We start from the raw sequence: 14,831 nt of genomic DNA, 5'->3' as shown, positions 1-14,831 counted from the left end.
TTTTCTTTGATTCTCATAATAAGGCGAAGCTTTTGAACCGTAATTTTGAAGAGAAATTCATTTTATGGCAAAAACAGAGACACTGGAAGACTTTTACCGGCAGAAAATGAACTGGCTGCCGGAAAACCTTAAACAGGATATCGGGCATTTCAATGTGTTCAGGCTGGAAGACTGCGTAGGCCAGGGTAAAACTCCGGTGCAATACACCCGCCGCGACTTTTACAAAATAGCCATAGGGAACGGGAAGAATGTGTACCACTATGCGGACAAAAGCCTGGAAACAGACGGCCCCACCCTCATCTTTTTTAACCCGAATGTGCCATACACCTACGAGATGCAGTCGGAGAACCCCAGCGGCTACTTCTGTATATTCAAGGAAGCTTTCTTCACAGAGCGCTTAAAAGGCAGTCTCAGAGACCTGCCAATGTTTGCCCTGGGCGCCAAACCCAGTTATGTGCTGAACGAAACACAGGAACAATACATCCGCCAGGTATTCGAAAAGATGCTGGAAGAGATCCGCTCAGATTATATGTATAAATATGACCTGATCCGTAACTACATTATGGAGATCATCCACTATGCGCTGAAGATCCAGCCTACGGAAAAGCTCTACCAGCATGCTGACGCCAATGCGAGGATCACGACCGTCTTTACCGAGCTGCTGGAAAGGCAGTTCCCGATAGAATCGCCCAATCAGCGCTTCACCCTGCGCTCTGCCAGGGCCTTCGCCGATCAGCTGGCCGTTCATGTGAACCACCTGAACCGCGCGATCCGCATCACCACCGGTAAAACTACCACAGAACATATCTTCGAGCGCTTGACCGCAGAAGCGAAAGCGCTGCTGAAACATACTGACTGGAATATTTCAGAGATCAGCTATTGCCTGGGCTTCGAAGAGCCGGCGCACTTTAATCATTTCTTTAAGAAACAGACCAGCGTGACGCCCTCCGCTTTCAGACAATAGCCATGATCGTTGTTATTAATACAAGGGACCTGTATGTGATCGCACATTTTCCCCGCCGCCGCATGGCCCGTTACGTTTGTTCTTTCCGCAAAGACTTCCTTGCTGACAATAGCGGCTCCTATCATCATATGCTGCCCGCGCTGACTGATAACGGCCGCTCTGTTTTCTACCTGGATGACCGCCAGGATATTGAAGTAGCCAACATCCTGCAGAAGATCAACGAGGAGAAAGGCTCCGGCTATATTTTCTCCGATGAGCTGCAGCGTACCTACATCATAGAATTGATCCATTATATTACCAAACTGCATTACCACGTTTCACCCTCCGCAAACTGATTATTGTTACTCCACATTTTGTTTCATAAAATCCTCAATTGATTATTGCCGCCGCTGAATCTGGTACGTAAAATCAACAATCACCGGACCTGCATGTTTTTTGAGCAGCGATTACAGCAGTTATCAGTTGCCGAGCTTTATTCATACAGATAGGCCTGCTTTCCGTGTAGCCGCAACAGTAATTTTTTATTTAAATCAAGCCATGTGACAGAACACAAAAATTATGACGCCACCTTTTGCGGGAGGCTGCCGATCCATCAGACTAATTCCATTCAGCCACATGGGGTATTGCTCTTACTGGATAAAAATATCCAGACGATTGTACAGGTCAGTGAGAACATCCGGCAGCTGCTGAAGCGGCCGGTACAGGAAGTAGCAGGAGCGGAGGCATCCGCTTACATTAGCGCCGAAAGCCGGGCAGGCCTGCTGGCAGCTATACAGGAAGGCTTTGAAGGAAAGCTGCCGCTTACGCTCACCTTTAAGGTAAATGAGGAGGAAGCATCGGTATTCTGCCTGCTGCATGGAGTAGAAGAAGGCTTTATCGTAGAAGCGGAGCTGAAAGAATTTTACGCTGCACCGCCACGCACCTTTATCGAGATCTACCAGCGTATCAAACAGGTCATGCAGCATATCAATCAATGTAGCGCAATAGATGAAGTATGTATAGTCACGGCAAGAGAACTAAAAAAGCTTGCAGGTTTTGATAAAGTGATGGTATACCGTTTTGATGACAACTGGAACGGAACGGTACTGGCCGAAGAAGCGGAGCCGGGCATGGAAGCTTACCTGGGACTTACTTTTCCTGCTTCAGACATTCCCAAACCAGCAAGGGATATGTACGAAAAAAATCCCTACCGCCTGATTCCCAACCGTGATTATGCACCCGTTAAATTATATCCATTGCTGAATCCCATCAGCAACGGTTTTACTAATCTGCTGAATGCAGACCTGCGCAGCGTGGCGTCTGTGCATATAGAATATTTGAAGAATATGGACGTGGTGGCGGCTATGTCGGCGCGGATCCTGGACCAGGAGCGGCTCTGGGGCTTGATCGCCTGCCATCACCGTTCACCTAAATACCTCTCTTTCGAGGAATGCTCCGTTGTGGAAATGATCTCCAATATACTGAGCCAGAAGATCGCTTCCCTGCAGAATGCGGAGGCGGTGTTCCTGCGGCAGCAACTGACCGGCCGTTTTGCCGCCATCGTTGAAAATATGGTAGACAATGGCAACATGCTGGATGCATTTGCCGGCAACGCGGTTCTGCTGAAAGAATTTCTGAATGCGGAGGGAATTGCCTTGTGCTGGGAGGGGCATATAGAAACCGAAGGTAGCACACCCGAAGCGGGCGATATTGAAACGCTGGTGTTCTGGCTGCGGCAGAAAGCCCGGCAGCAGGTATTTCACCAGGCGCAGCTGCCCCTGGTGTTCGAAGAAAGCAAGGCTTTTTCAGACAGCGCCAGCGGTATCATGGCATTGCCTATCCAGCCCGACAGGGGCAATTACCTCATAGCTTTCCGCCCCGAGATGGTGCGCACCATTTCCTGGGGCGGCAACCCCAATGAAGCCGTACAGTTTGAACAGAATTCTACGGTCTACCATCCCAGGCATTCTTTCCGGGTTTGGCAGCAGACCGTACATCACACAGCAAAGAGCTGGCATGAGGAAGAGATAGCCGCTGCGGAACAGTTCCGCGGCTTCCTGGTACAGCATACGCTTAACAGGTTAAATTAAGGATTTATGTTTTTGGTAAAGAATAGCGCCCTGCAGAAAGATGACAATTACGTGGTAGGCATCGGGGCTTCCGCGGGAGGCCTGGAGGCCATTAATGAACTGTTTGATAACGTGTCAGACAGCGATAATGTGGCTTTTATTGTAGTACAGCACCTTTCATCCGATTATAAAAGCCTGCTGGTAGAACTGCTGGCCAAGCATACCTATATGCCGGTGGAAGAAGCCCGTCATGAACAGGCGGTAGAGGCAGGCAAGGTATATGTAATACCCAACAATAAAGAGCTGACCATCCAGAACGGCTTGCTGATGCTGGCCCAGAAAGAGTTTGATAAAGGGCCCAATACCGCTATCGATACTTTCTTCCAGTCGCTGGCCCGGGATCAGCGGAATTATGCGGTCGGCGTATTGCTAAGCGGGACCGGTACAGATGGAACACGCGGAATAGAAGCCATTAAAAGCTATGGCGGCTTTGTGCTGGTACAGGACCCTAAAACAGCTAAATTCGATGGTATGCCTAAAAGCGCCATCGGATCCGGGTATGCTGACCTGGTAGTACCGCCTTCAGATATTTTTAACCAGGTTTGTAACTATATCGATGGCGTTCTGCCGCAGGAAACACCGCAGTCCAAACAGCATAATGAATGTATCCAGAGCATTCTTACCACCGTTTATAAACGCACCGGTTACGATTTCATTCAGTATAAGCAACCCACGATATTGCGCCGCATCGCCCGCCGTATGCAGATGCTGAAGATTGATGCGGTAAATGATTATGAGCAGTATGTAAAGAAAGCGGAAGATGAACCGGCATTGCTGGCAAAAGAATTCTTCATAGGGGTGACGAGCTTCTTCCGGGATAAGGATGCCTTTACCTCCCTGTACCGCGAGGTGATCCTGAAACTGGTGGAAAGTAAAGAAGATTATGACCAGCTGAAAGTATGGATCACCGCCTGCAGTACCGGCCAGGAAGCCTATACGGTGTCTATCCTGATAGATATGGCCATGCAGCAGCTGAATAAAGTGCTGGATGTAAAGATCTTTGCCACCGATATAGATAGATCTTCCATCGAGATAGCCTCCAAAGCAAGGTATCAGTATAACCAGCTGCTGGGCCTTGAAAAAAAGGTGCTGAAAGAGTACTTTATGGAAACGGAAGAGGGGATGTGCGTAATACCCCGCATCCGTAAGCAGGTGGTCTTTGCTACACATGATATACTGAAAGATCCTCCCTTTATCAGGAATGATCTCGTTACCTGCCGCAACCTGTTGATCTACCTGAATCATCCGCTGCAGGAAAACGTCCTGGCTACCCTGAACTTTGCGCTGAACCCTGGTGGTTACCTGTTCCTGGGCACCAGCGAGAATCCCTCCCCATTAAGAAGGGGCTTCACGGAGGTCGATGACAAATGGAAGATCTATAAACGCACGGCTGACCAGAATGCATTCAGCCGCCGGGTAAGCGCGGGTAAAAGCCGCTCCGGGCCTCTATTGGTGCCTCCGACCCTGAAGGTGAAAACAGATGTGCAGCTGGCAGAAGATTTCAGGAAAGTCCTGGCGGATAAGCTGGGATATACCGCAATTTATGTAAATGAGAACTACGAGATAAAAGAGGCTGTAGGCAATTTCAGGAGATTCCTGTCGCTGCCCGATAAGCTGAGCGCCCTGCATCTTTTGAAAATGGCGCCCTCAGAGCTGTCTGCCCTGCTGAGCACTGCCCTTCGCAAGTGCCAGAAAGAAAACAAGCCCCAGGAGTTCAGGCATGTAAAGGCCAGGATCGATAACGAGCCAAGGCTGATGGATATTTTCGTTTATCCGCCATCAGAAACCACGCATGGCAGCTATACACTGGTGGTCCTGGCAGACAGTATCATGGATGTAGAGAAGGCGCCTGTTGCCATTCAGGACATGAGCCTCCTGCAGAAAGACCATTACGTACGGCAGCTGGAAGATGAGCTGAGAGAAACCCGCACTAATCTCCAGATGGCCGTGGAAGGGCTGGAAACAGCCAATGAAGAGCTGCAGAGCTCTAACGAAGAATTGCAGTCCGCCAATGAAGAGCTGCAAAGCTCCAACGAGGAGCTCCAGTCGCTCAATGAAGAGCTGCATACCCTTAATACCGAGCATCAGCTCAGGATCAAGGAACTGGTAGAGCTGAATGATGATATCAGCAACTACCTGCAAAGCTCCCTCATAGGCCAGATCTTCCTGGATCGTGACCTGCGCATCCGCCGTTTCAATAAAGCCGCCTGCACGGTGATCAATATTATTGACAGCGATATAGGACGGCCGATCGATCATATCACGCATCATATCAGGTCCAGCACCTTCCTCGAAGATATCCGCCAGGCCAACAAGACAGGCTCCGTGATAGAACGGGAAATAGAGCTGGACAGCGGCGCTGTATACCTGATCCGCATACTGCCTTACATACGGCAGGACAAGATACGGGATGGGCTTGTGATCACCCTGGTAGATGTATCTGCTACCAAAAACCTGAACAGTATTATCAAAAGCGTGTTTGATGCCAGTGCGCATCCCATCCTGGTGTTTGAAACAGAACGCAGGGAAGGGCAGGTGATCAACTTCGTTTGTACTATCGCCAACACTGCTGCCTACCAGCTGCTGGGAAAGGGGCGCAAGGAAGAACGCCTGCTCCTGAAAGACAATTTTCCGGAACTGGCCACTCCGGGCCTTTTTAAACGCTATACGGATGTGGTGAACACCGGCAGGCCCGGCTTCATGGAGATCAACTTTGCAAAGAACGGCGCCAAACATTGGTTCCAGGCCGCCATCAGCAAGAAACAGGATGGCTTTGTGCTGGTGCTCACAGATATTACCCAACGTAAAGAGGCAGAAGAAAAGCTGCGCAGGAACTATAATGAATTGCTGGTTACTAAGGAAACGCTGCGCGAGCTGAATGAACAGCTGGAACAGAAAATAAAGGAACGCACCCGCGACCTGGAGATCAGCGAAGAACGCTTCAGAATGGTGGCTTCCCTCACCAATGATGTGATATGGGACTGGAACTTTGCCCGTAACGAGCTGTGGTGGAGCGACAGCTATTACGAGCTTTTCTCATTTGATGCAGCTGAGCCTGAAACACGGAGCCACGCTTTCAGGTTGCAGCACATCCATCCTGACGATCAGCAGCTGGTAAAAGACGCCTTCAGCTCCTTACTGCAGGGTACTGCTAAAGAATTTAATATAGCGTATCGTTTCATGAAGTCGGATGGGGAATATGCCCATGTGCTGGACAGGGGCACGCTGCTGCTGGATGATCAGGGTATGCCTTACCGTATGATCGGCGCAATGGTAGACGTAACGCCGCTGGAGCACAGTACCCAGCAGCTGCGCCAGAAGAATATGGAAATGCAATCGCTGATAGACCAGTTCCAGTTTGTGACTAACTTCATGCCGCAGATGGTGTGGGCCACCCGCACAGATGGTTATGTAGATTTCTTCAACCAGCAGTGGTATGAGTATACGGGCCTCACTTATGAGCAATCCAAAGGCGATGGCTGGGTAGCTGCATTGCATCCCGACGATAAAGGGCGCACTGAGGACCTTTGGAAAAAGTCACTGCAAACCGGTAATCCTTATGAAATAGAATACCGGCTCAAACGGTTTGATGATATGTACCGCTGGTTCCTGGGGCGCGCCACCCCCATGCGTGACGATGACGGAGATATTATCAAATGGTTCGGCACCTGTACAGACATACAGGATCAGAAAGCAGCAGAAAAGCTGCTGGAAGATAAGATCCAGGAACGCACCCGCGCGTTACGTTTACTGAACAAGAAGCTGGAAGACAGCAATACGGATCTCATGCAGTTCGCTTCCGTGGCTTCTCATGATCTGAAGGAGCCATTGCGCAAGATCCACCTGTTCAGCGGCTTGATCAGGGACCATTTTGGCGAAGGAAAGAATAATGAGCACAATCTCTCTGCCTATATCGACCGTATTATCAGCGCTTCTTCCAGGGCTACCAACCTGATAAATGATGTGTTATCCTACTCGCGCCTCTCAAGCGAGAACCTGTTTGAAGAAGTAGACCTTAACAATATCCTGCGGGACATCCTGCAGGACCTGGAACTGGTGATCCATGAAAAAGGCGCCAGGATACAGGCAGGCAAATTGCCTCTCATCCAGGCGGTGCCCGGCCAGATGCGGCAGCTGTTCCAGAACATTATCGGCAACTCCCTGAAATTCCATAAACCGGGAGAAGCGCCTGTGATCGCAGTAAGGGCAAGAACTGTCGGCGCAGCCAGCTATCCCAACATGAAAGATACCGTCGGCAGGCTGTATGAGATAACGATCAAAGATGAAGGAATAGGTTTTGATGAACAATACGCCAGTAAGATCTTCTCTCTTTTCCAGCGGCTGAACAGCAAGGAAAAATATGAAGGCACCGGCATCGGGCTGGCCATCGCGAAAAAGATCGTGGAAAGGCACCACGGAGTTATTATAGCAAAAAGCAGGGAGAACGATGGGGCATCGTTTACGATCGTACTGCCGGCAGAACAACCAGGCCGGCCACATGTAGATGAAGAAGTAACAAGGGCAAATCAAATATAACGCAGTACGACACCTTTATTTTATGGCAGATGAAACACCAGGCATCCTCTATATAGATGATGATGAGGATGACCTGTTAATCTTTGGAGAATCTATCGAAAGCCTGTACCCGGACATTACCGTGTTAAAAGCGCCTGGAGGCGAGGAGGGAATTGCTATGCTGCACTTCCTGGAACAGAGCGGCAAGCCTTTTCCCAATCTCATTATCCTGGATATGAACATGCCCAGGATGGACGGGCGACAAACATTAAAGGCTATACGCAGCCGGAAAGAATGGACTGGCATTCCCGTAGTGATCTTCACTACATCCACCAGTATCTCTGACATTGAGTTCTCCAGGAGCAACGGCACGGTCTGTATCACTAAACCCATGAACTATGAAAGCCTCGGAAAGGTGATCAGGCAGCTTTTAAGCTATTGCAGCCCTCCATTGGGCACAGTGAAAAACGTATAGATCCATTCTTCCAGCCCGGTAAAACAGGCATTGGCGGCATCCATCGCCAAACGGGTATCTGTGGGCGTTGTAAGCGCGGCGTTAAGGCTGTCCAGGAACAACAGCCACATGTCTCTGTTCTGTTCACCGTAGCCCGAAAAGAAAGAGAAGGTCGTTTCGGGAAGGGTAGGGCACTGCCCGTTGATCATCTTTTTGATCACGGCGCCTCCCAGTGTGGAACCTTCCAGCACATATTGACAGGCCAGTGCTTCAGCAGTGTGATGCAAAGCAGGCAGCTGAAGCGCAATATGCTGTGGCGCCGGGAATCCAAGCGCCTGCAGGTCTGTCAATATACGGGCAGCCTTTCGCCTTAGCGCTGCGTCGGGTATCGATGTGCCGCTGAGCGCTTCAATGCGCTTCCATCGGTGCAAAATAGCCATAGAAACAGTACAACAGAGATGCATAATCTGCTGCTGTACGAATGCTTTTTATGTGACGGATTAACGCCTTCTCTGCGCTGGCATGAGCAGGTGCTGTTGCTTGTTTGATCAGTTCCGCAGTGGTGGCCGTTTTGTGTGTCATTGCTTAAAAATAAGCATCATTCATCACAAAACGCATTATTCTGCCTGCTGTTGTTTCAGGAGCTCGTCGTTTGCCTGCCGGTTCTTCAGTATACGGATATAGTTCAGCGCAAGACGGTTGTTATATTCTTCATAAGCTTTTTGCGACCATTTAATGGCCAGTTCCAGCTCTCCGTTGATCTCACAGATGATGGCCATGTTATAACAGGCCCTGCCTGCCACTGTGCTGCTGGGGTTCGTGGTCTCCTTCTTCCAGATAGCTGCGGCGCCATCCCAGTTGCCTGTTTGTGCTTTGCGGCGCGCAGTCCTGAAATTATCTGTGCCCTTCACATAATAATCCCTTGTAACCCTGATGCGATACGGAATTAAGCGCATCGCATAGTTTTGCCCTGCTTCGCTGCTAACCTGCTTTACCGCTTCCTTGCGATTGAGCAGTGCAGCTGCTGCAGCAGCGGGGTTGATGCCCCTGCCGGAGAAAGTAAGGTCTCTTGCCACCGGGAATTCATCCAGGATATTCCTGCTGGCAGGATCATAGATCCGCCATCCCGTTTTTACCGTGGTCAGCATGCTGGCCTGGTGCTCAATGCCGGGCACATTACCCAGGGGCGTTTTCAGTGAAACGGGTTTAGCCGCATAGCTGATCTTTGAGTCGGTGTCAAAGAGCTCCAGCGAGAACAGGGCGTCTACGTGGTTATCGCGGCATATTTTATCCACGGTTTCCCAGGTGAGCGGTGCAGAGAAAAGTCCGGGGGCATTGGTGCTCAGATCCAGCTCGCCCAGTGCTTTTACATTCTCAAAACGGTTGTTCTTCAGCAGCTCATCGGTCAGGCCGCTAACGCTGCTTTGCGCGCCTTCCTTGTCCAGTTGTGCGCCTTCCAGGCTGAAGATCTTATCCACGGCATCTACGGCCTTGTGCTGTGCGGCAACGGTGGTCCTGTTTACCACACCGGGCGTTTTAACGTAAGCCGGTAAGGTCACTGGCGCGGGTTTCAGTACATTGATATACACCAGTTCAGTAGATTTGCAGGAAATGCAGGTAATGGCTGTTAAGGCAATGAAAACCAGGTTTTTCACGCAGTTTGTTCCAGGCATAGGATAGTGGTTGAAATATTGTCCCTCGTGTTAATTGAATGCTCCTTTTCGAAGGATAAATATAATATAATTTATATACAATTATCGCTGCTTTGTCTGGTCATGTGAAAATAATTTAAGTATAAGCGCCTGAGATATTAGGAAATAAGAATAAAAATTATAATTTTGAGTCATATATAACCAGTGTATGTAGATTATCAACCAAATCCGTATAACCCTGGTATACCTTGTTCTATCTATTTTTTAGGACTAAAACCGCATGCTCTTTAGTACTTGATCCTTTGCCGCGTCGCGAACCGCGTATGGAAATAGCCTTGATCCCGTTTTCAGCCGGAGGGAAAAGGCCTAATTCCATGATTGTGAGGGGCGTTTCATAAATAAGTGCTAATTTTGCCGTTTTATATATATAATTATAGTAATTAATGAAGACATATTTCCGGCTCTTGTCCTTTGCTAAACCGATCGAAAAGTATGCGATTCCCTATATCATCTTTACACTTTTATCCGTGTTGTTTGGTGCGTTGAACCTGGCATTACTGGCGCCGCTGGTGACCACGCTCTTTGATCAGAACGCAACGAAGCAGGTAGTAGCAAAGCCGGCCCATTATTACGACATTTTTAAGATGATGTATTATTACTCATCTATCATATATGTGAAGTATGGCGTTTACAAAACATTGCTCTTTGCGTGCTCGATCATTGTGGTATCTGTGTTCCTGGGCAACATCTTCCGTTATTTCTCGGAACGTACCATGGAGGCCCTGAGGATCCATACCTTGCTGAACCTGAGAAAGGCGGTGTTTAATAATGTAATGGACCTGCACCTGGGCTATTTTAATAATGAAAGGAAAGGCGATATCATGTCGAAGATCGCGTCGGATGTACAGGTGGTGCAGTACACGGTAACAGGCACTCTGCAGGTGATCTTTAAAGAGCCTTTAACGCTGATCACTTACCTGGTAATGCTGTTCGTGATCTCTTATAAGCTTACCCTGGCCTCTATGCTGATCATCCCTATTTCCGGCTTTATCATCTCCAGGATCGTATCCCGTTTGAAAGAGCAGGCTGTCGCCTCGCATGAATCATACGGAAATATGATCAGTTACCTGGATGAGGCCCTGGCCGGTGTGAAGATCATCAAGGCTTTCAACGCCACCGAATTCATCAAGAGCCGTTTCAACAGGGAGAACGTCAGGTATTCCAATATCATCCGGAGTATGTCTAAACGGCAGCAGCTGGCTTCCCCGGTATCGGAGACCCTGGGCGTAGTGATGGTGGCCTGTATCGTATTGTATGGCGGCTCCCTGGTGCTGGCGAAGGATGGCGGACTGGATGCAGCTGCTTTCATTGCTTATATCGCACTGTTCTCACAGATCATGCGCCCGGCAAAGGCCCTTTCCCAGGCGTTCACCGGTATTCACTCCGGTATTGCCGCAGGAGAGCGTGTACTGGCCCTGATAGATGAGAAACCGCTGATCAAGGATGCACCCGGCGCAAAACCTATTACTAATTTTAATAAGGAGATCCGTTTCGACAACGTTCGCTTTGCCTATAATGAGCGGGTGGTACTGGATGGCATCAACCTGACCATCCCCAAAGGAAAGACAGTGGCGCTGGTAGGGCCTTCCGGTGGTGGTAAGTCCACCCTGATGGACCTGATCCCCCGCTTCATCCAGCCGCAATCAGGCCATATCCTGGTAGACGGCGAAAGCATCCAGTCTTTCCAGATGGATTCTGTGCGCCAGCTGATGGGCATTGTAAACCAGGAATCGATCCTGTTCAATGATACTGTTTTTAATAATATCGCCTTCGGGAAACCGGGCGCCACTTTGGAAGAGGTGCAGGAAGCAGCGAGGATCGCCAATGCGCATGATTTTATTATGGCAACCGAGCACGGTTACCAGACGAATATAGGCGATAAAGGCGTTAAATTATCAGGAGGGCAGCGTCAGCGCATCTGTATCGCACGCGCCGTACTGCGTAATCCGCCCATTATGCTGCTGGACGAAGCCACCTCTGCGCTGGATACGGAATCAGAACGTATGGTGCAGGATGCCCTGAACAACCTGATGAAGAACCGTACTTCGCTGGTGATCGCACACCGTCTCAGCACCATACAAAATGCTGATCTCATCATTGTGCTGGAAAGTGGCAGAATTGTTGAGCAGGGAACACATACCGGACTCTTAGAAAAGAATGGATTATACCGCAAGCTGATAGAAATGCAAACCTTTAGCGCAAATTGATGAGTAACAAATTAGCGTATAGTACGTTATACTTATGAGGCGCGTAGCAACGGCCTTCACATTTTAAAGCAAAAAAGTACAAATTTGATGGCGAACAGGGATTTTTCAGTAGGTATACTGATCTCAACTTACAACTGGCCGCGGGCCCTTGAGATCATCTTCGAGAGCATATTGCAGCAAACGCAATTGCCCGACGAGATTTTGATCGCCGACGATGGCTCAGGCTATGAGACCGAGCACCTGATCAACCGTTACCGCAAGATCTTCAACATGCCCATAAAACATGCCTGGCATGAAGATCAGGGTTTCAGAAAAGGGATCGTCCTCAATAAAGCAGTAAAACTGTCCACATCGGACTATATCATCGAAATAGACGGCGATATCATTCCGCATCCCCGCTTTATCGAAGATCATGTTCGCAACGCCCAGAGAGGTCATTTCGTGCAGGGCGCCCGCACCATGATCGGTGAAAGCACTACCATGGGGATCCTGCGGAGTGGCAATACCAGCCTGAACTTCTTCTCAAGAGGTATCAAGAGCCGCTTCAATGCGCTGCGCTTCCCGGCATTATCATTCCTGATCAAAACAAATCCCTACAGCTCTGATAATATCAAGGCCTGCAACCTCGCCTTCTGGAGAGAAGACTTCATCGCCATTAACGGGTATAACAACCAGTTCTTTGGCTGGGGCTCTGAAGACTGCGAGTTCGCTGCCAGGTTGATCAACGCAGGCGTATTGAAGAAACGCCTGAAACTGGCCGCTGTTTGCTTCCATCTGCATCATAACGCCAATTCAAAATCACAGTATGTGGTGAACGACCTGCGTTATAGCGAAACAAAGATCAACAAGCTTGTTTTCTGTCCTGACGGTTACGCCGAAGTGTAAGTATAGTAACATACCATAGCCATATGATCCTGTTGACCGTACCTATGAACACACCGGTCTCCCTGTATTACATGCGTAATGTATTTTCCCGTTGAACACGCTCAGTATTATTATTGCCACCTATAACGCCGGCCTGCATTTAAAGGAATGCCTGGCATCCATCCTGGAACAGTCTTTTAAAGATCTTGAAATACTGGTGATGGATGGCGGCAGCACCGACAATACCATCGGGATCCTGAAGGCAACGGATGATCCCCGTCTTTCCTGGACCAGCGGGCCCGATGCAGGCATTTATGATGCCATGAACAAAGGCATACAGCGAGCCAAAGGCAAATGGTGCTACTTCATGGGCGCAGACGACCGCTTGCTGCCCGGCTTCAGTGAGCTGGCGGCAAAGCTGCAGGATGAAAATGCGGTGTACTACGGCAACAGCGAGCCTTATTACGGCGCCAGCGGCGCAACACCTGAACTGCTGATCGGCAAATTCACCAGCTACCGGCTGGCCAAACATTGCATGAACCACCAGGTGATCATCTACCCGGCGAAGGCGCTCCGCAAATACCAGTATGATCTCCGTTACAAAGTATATGCAGACTACGCCCTGAATATCCGTGTATGGGGCGATAACAGCTTTAAAAAACTGTTCTTTCCAATCACCATCGTGCGCTATGATATGACGGGCTTCTCCTCCGTCACCAATGATATTCCCTTTAAACAGGATAAGCTGCAGCTGATCCGCCAAAGCATGGGCTGGATGATGTACCTGCGCATGCTATACAAGCGTTACAAGAAAAAGCTGCAGGGCGAAAAAGATTTCTGGGAATATTAACGGTTAGTAAAATGTATCTATCTTTATCGCTCCAAACGAATGCATGAAAGTAAGTATTGATGTAGTTATTCCTTCTTTTCGACTGGACGAGAAGTACATTCTGCCTATCCTTCGCCTGCGAAAACCTGACAATGCCCTCATCAGATTCTACCTGGTAGCCGATAACCCGGCGATCATCCCGGCATCTTCCATCCAGTCGATGGTGGATAATGAACAGGTATTCCTGGCGGTCAACCCGCAGAATATGGGCGCCAGTATTACACGCAATGCAGGCATCAATATGGGAAGGGGAGAATGGGTGCTGCTGCTGGATGATGACATCGCCGTGAGCGAAGACCTGCTGATCACTTACGCGAATGCCGCTATCGAACATCCCGGGGAAATAGGTTTTATCGGCATGGTGCGCCTGCCCGAACCGGGTACCAATTTTACCGCTGCACTGAAGGCAAGCGGCTCCCTGGATATCTTTTCCATCGCTGAACATAAGCCCTCCTTTGCCTGGGGCGCTACAGCCAATATCATGGTAAAACGCAGCGCCATTGGCGATGTGCGTTTCTCCACCGTATACCCTAAATCAGGCGGTGGTGAAGACGTGGACTTCTTCCTAAAGATCCGTGAGCACAACGGGTATAAGGATTTCAAAACCCTGCCGCATGCAGCAGTGGTGCATCCCTGGTGGAAGAATGAACAGCCGGATCTGAAACGCCCTTTCCGTTATGGTACGGGCAACAGCTGGCTGCCACAGCTGAATCCTAAATATGCTTATTACGATTTTCCCAATACACCGGAAACCTTGTTGCTTTCATTGCTGGTGGCAGTCGTAGTGCTGTTTGTAGAACCGGCCTGGGTAGTTTCTGTATTATTGTTTATGGCAGGTGCGGTGATCATTGAGCTGATCGCCAGCAGCATCCAGACTGTTAAACGCGCCCGTACGGGAAACATCACCGTGTTCTCCTATGTTATTGCGCTCAGACTGGCGCAGGAAGCCGGCGTATTGTGGGGCAAGCTTTCACGCTTCCGTTTTAAAGGTATTGGGGAACGTTTTCATGATAATGGGATCATCAATAAAGTATACTTCTACCGTACCAACACCTACAAGATCGTTAAATGGATCCTCTATCCATTGCTGGTGTTCCTGATCCTGCGCGCATGCTAGC

11 protein-coding genes are annotated in these 14,831 nt (G+C 49.4%); 9 read left to right on the top strand and 2 right to left on the bottom strand.

Annotated elements, in window-relative coordinates:
• Positions 1 to 64: 64 nt before the first annotated feature.
• From ACR9Y8_RS02815 to ACR9Y8_RS02795, 5 genes are all read left to right on the top strand, one after another.
• Positions 65 to 964 (top strand): helix-turn-helix domain-containing protein, encoded by a 900-nt coding sequence (locus tag ACR9Y8_RS02815; protein ID WP_481211709.1) that lies wholly within the window; start codon positions 65 to 67, stop codon positions 962 to 964.
• A 2-nt stretch (positions 965 to 966) separates the two neighbouring features.
• Positions 967 to 1,299: a hypothetical protein gene (locus ACR9Y8_RS02810; RefSeq protein WP_481211708.1), complete on the top strand. Its 333-nt coding sequence runs from the start codon at positions 967 to 969 to the stop codon at positions 1,297 to 1,299.
• Between the two features lie 204 nt (positions 1,300 to 1,503).
• The gene (locus tag ACR9Y8_RS02805) at positions 1,504 to 3,033 is read left to right on the top strand and encodes a GAF domain-containing protein (RefSeq protein WP_481211707.1); all 1,530 of its coding nucleotides are present in this window, start codon (positions 1,504 to 1,506) and stop codon (positions 3,031 to 3,033) included.
• A gap of 6 nt (positions 3,034 to 3,039) precedes the next feature.
• A complete protein-coding gene (locus ACR9Y8_RS02800) occupies positions 3,040 to 7,608 on the top strand; it encodes a chemotaxis protein CheB (RefSeq protein ID WP_481211706.1) in 4,569 nt (1,522 codons plus the stop codon).
• Positions 7,609 to 7,630: 22 nt separating this feature from the next.
• Positions 7,631 to 8,062 carry a response regulator gene (locus ACR9Y8_RS02795; protein ID WP_481211705.1) on the top strand — a complete coding sequence of 144 codons (432 nt, stop codon included), beginning with the start codon at positions 7,631 to 7,633 and terminating at the stop codon, positions 8,060 to 8,062.
• Here the strand turns inward: ACR9Y8_RS02795 and ACR9Y8_RS02790 are convergent.
• Positions 8,023 to 8,481 carry a biliverdin-producing heme oxygenase gene (locus ACR9Y8_RS02790; protein ID WP_481211704.1) on the bottom strand — a complete coding sequence of 153 codons (459 nt, stop codon included), beginning with the start codon at positions 8,479 to 8,481 and terminating at the stop codon, positions 8,023 to 8,025. The genes ACR9Y8_RS02795 and ACR9Y8_RS02790 overlap by 40 nt on opposite strands.
• Positions 8,482 to 8,658: 177 nt before the next feature.
• Complete coding sequence (locus ACR9Y8_RS02785) at positions 8,659 to 9,714, bottom strand: DUF6340 family protein (protein ID WP_481211703.1); 1,056 nt, start codon at positions 9,712 to 9,714, stop codon at positions 8,659 to 8,661.
• 422 nt (positions 9,715 to 10,136) lie between these two features.
• Here ACR9Y8_RS02785 and ACR9Y8_RS02780 point away from each other — a divergent pair, with 422 nt between their 5' ends.
• The 4 genes from ACR9Y8_RS02780 to ACR9Y8_RS02765 all read left to right on the top strand — a co-directional run bounded on the left by ACR9Y8_RS02780 (position 10,137) and on the right by ACR9Y8_RS02765 (position 14,830).
• Positions 10,137 to 11,960, top strand: coding sequence for an ABC transporter ATP-binding protein (locus tag ACR9Y8_RS02780; protein ID WP_481211702.1), 1,824 nt, complete (start codon positions 10,137 to 10,139; stop codon positions 11,958 to 11,960).
• An 87-nt stretch (positions 11,961 to 12,047) separates the two neighbouring features.
• Positions 12,048 to 12,845, top strand: coding sequence for a glycosyltransferase family 2 protein (locus ACR9Y8_RS02775; protein WP_481216209.1), 798 nt, complete (start codon positions 12,048 to 12,050; stop codon positions 12,843 to 12,845).
• Positions 12,846 to 12,936: 91 nt separating this feature from the next.
• Entirely contained in the window at positions 12,937 to 13,674 is a 738-nt protein-coding gene (locus ACR9Y8_RS02770; protein WP_481211701.1) for a glycosyltransferase family 2 protein, read from the top strand.
• Between the two features lie 43 nt (positions 13,675 to 13,717).
• Complete coding sequence (locus ACR9Y8_RS02765; protein ID WP_481211700.1) at positions 13,718 to 14,830, top strand: glycosyltransferase family 2 protein; 1,113 nt, start codon at positions 13,718 to 13,720, stop codon at positions 14,828 to 14,830.
• The last annotated feature ends 1 nt before the right edge of the window (position 14,831 follow it).

Source organism: Chitinophaga sp. SVR4-12A, assembly GCF_056754765.1.
The sequence above is the reverse complement of the archived record's forward strand: the minus strand, read 5'-3'. Positions and strand labels throughout refer to the sequence as shown.

What these genes read in the sequence shown, in the direction of transcription:
- ACR9Y8_RS02815 (WP_481211709.1), top strand. Translation starts at nt 65, where the DNA reads ATGGCAAAAACAGAGACACTGGAAGACTTTTACCGGCAGAAAATGAAC.
- ACR9Y8_RS02810 (WP_481211708.1), top strand. Translation starts at nt 967, where the DNA reads ATGATCGTTGTTATTAATACAAGGGACCTGTATGTGATCGCACATTTT.
- ACR9Y8_RS02800 (WP_481211706.1), top strand. Translation starts at nt 3,040, where the DNA reads ATGTTTTTGGTAAAGAATAGCGCCCTGCAGAAAGATGACAATTACGTG.
- ACR9Y8_RS02795 (WP_481211705.1), top strand. Translation starts at nt 7,631, where the DNA reads ATGGCAGATGAAACACCAGGCATCCTCTATATAGATGATGATGAGGAT.
- ACR9Y8_RS02790 (WP_481211704.1), bottom strand. Translation starts at nt 8,481, where the DNA reads ATGGCTATTTTGCACCGATGGAAGCGCATTGAAGCGCTCAGCGGCACA.
- ACR9Y8_RS02785 (WP_481211703.1), bottom strand. Translation starts at nt 9,714, where the DNA reads ATGCCTGGAACAAACTGCGTGAAAAACCTGGTTTTCATTGCCTTAACA.
- ACR9Y8_RS02780 (WP_481211702.1), top strand. Translation starts at nt 10,137, where the DNA reads ATGAAGACATATTTCCGGCTCTTGTCCTTTGCTAAACCGATCGAAAAG.
- ACR9Y8_RS02775 (WP_481216209.1), top strand. Translation starts at nt 12,048, where the DNA reads ATGGCGAACAGGGATTTTTCAGTAGGTATACTGATCTCAACTTACAAC.
- ACR9Y8_RS02765 (WP_481211700.1), top strand. Translation starts at nt 13,718, where the DNA reads ATGAAAGTAAGTATTGATGTAGTTATTCCTTCTTTTCGACTGGACGAG.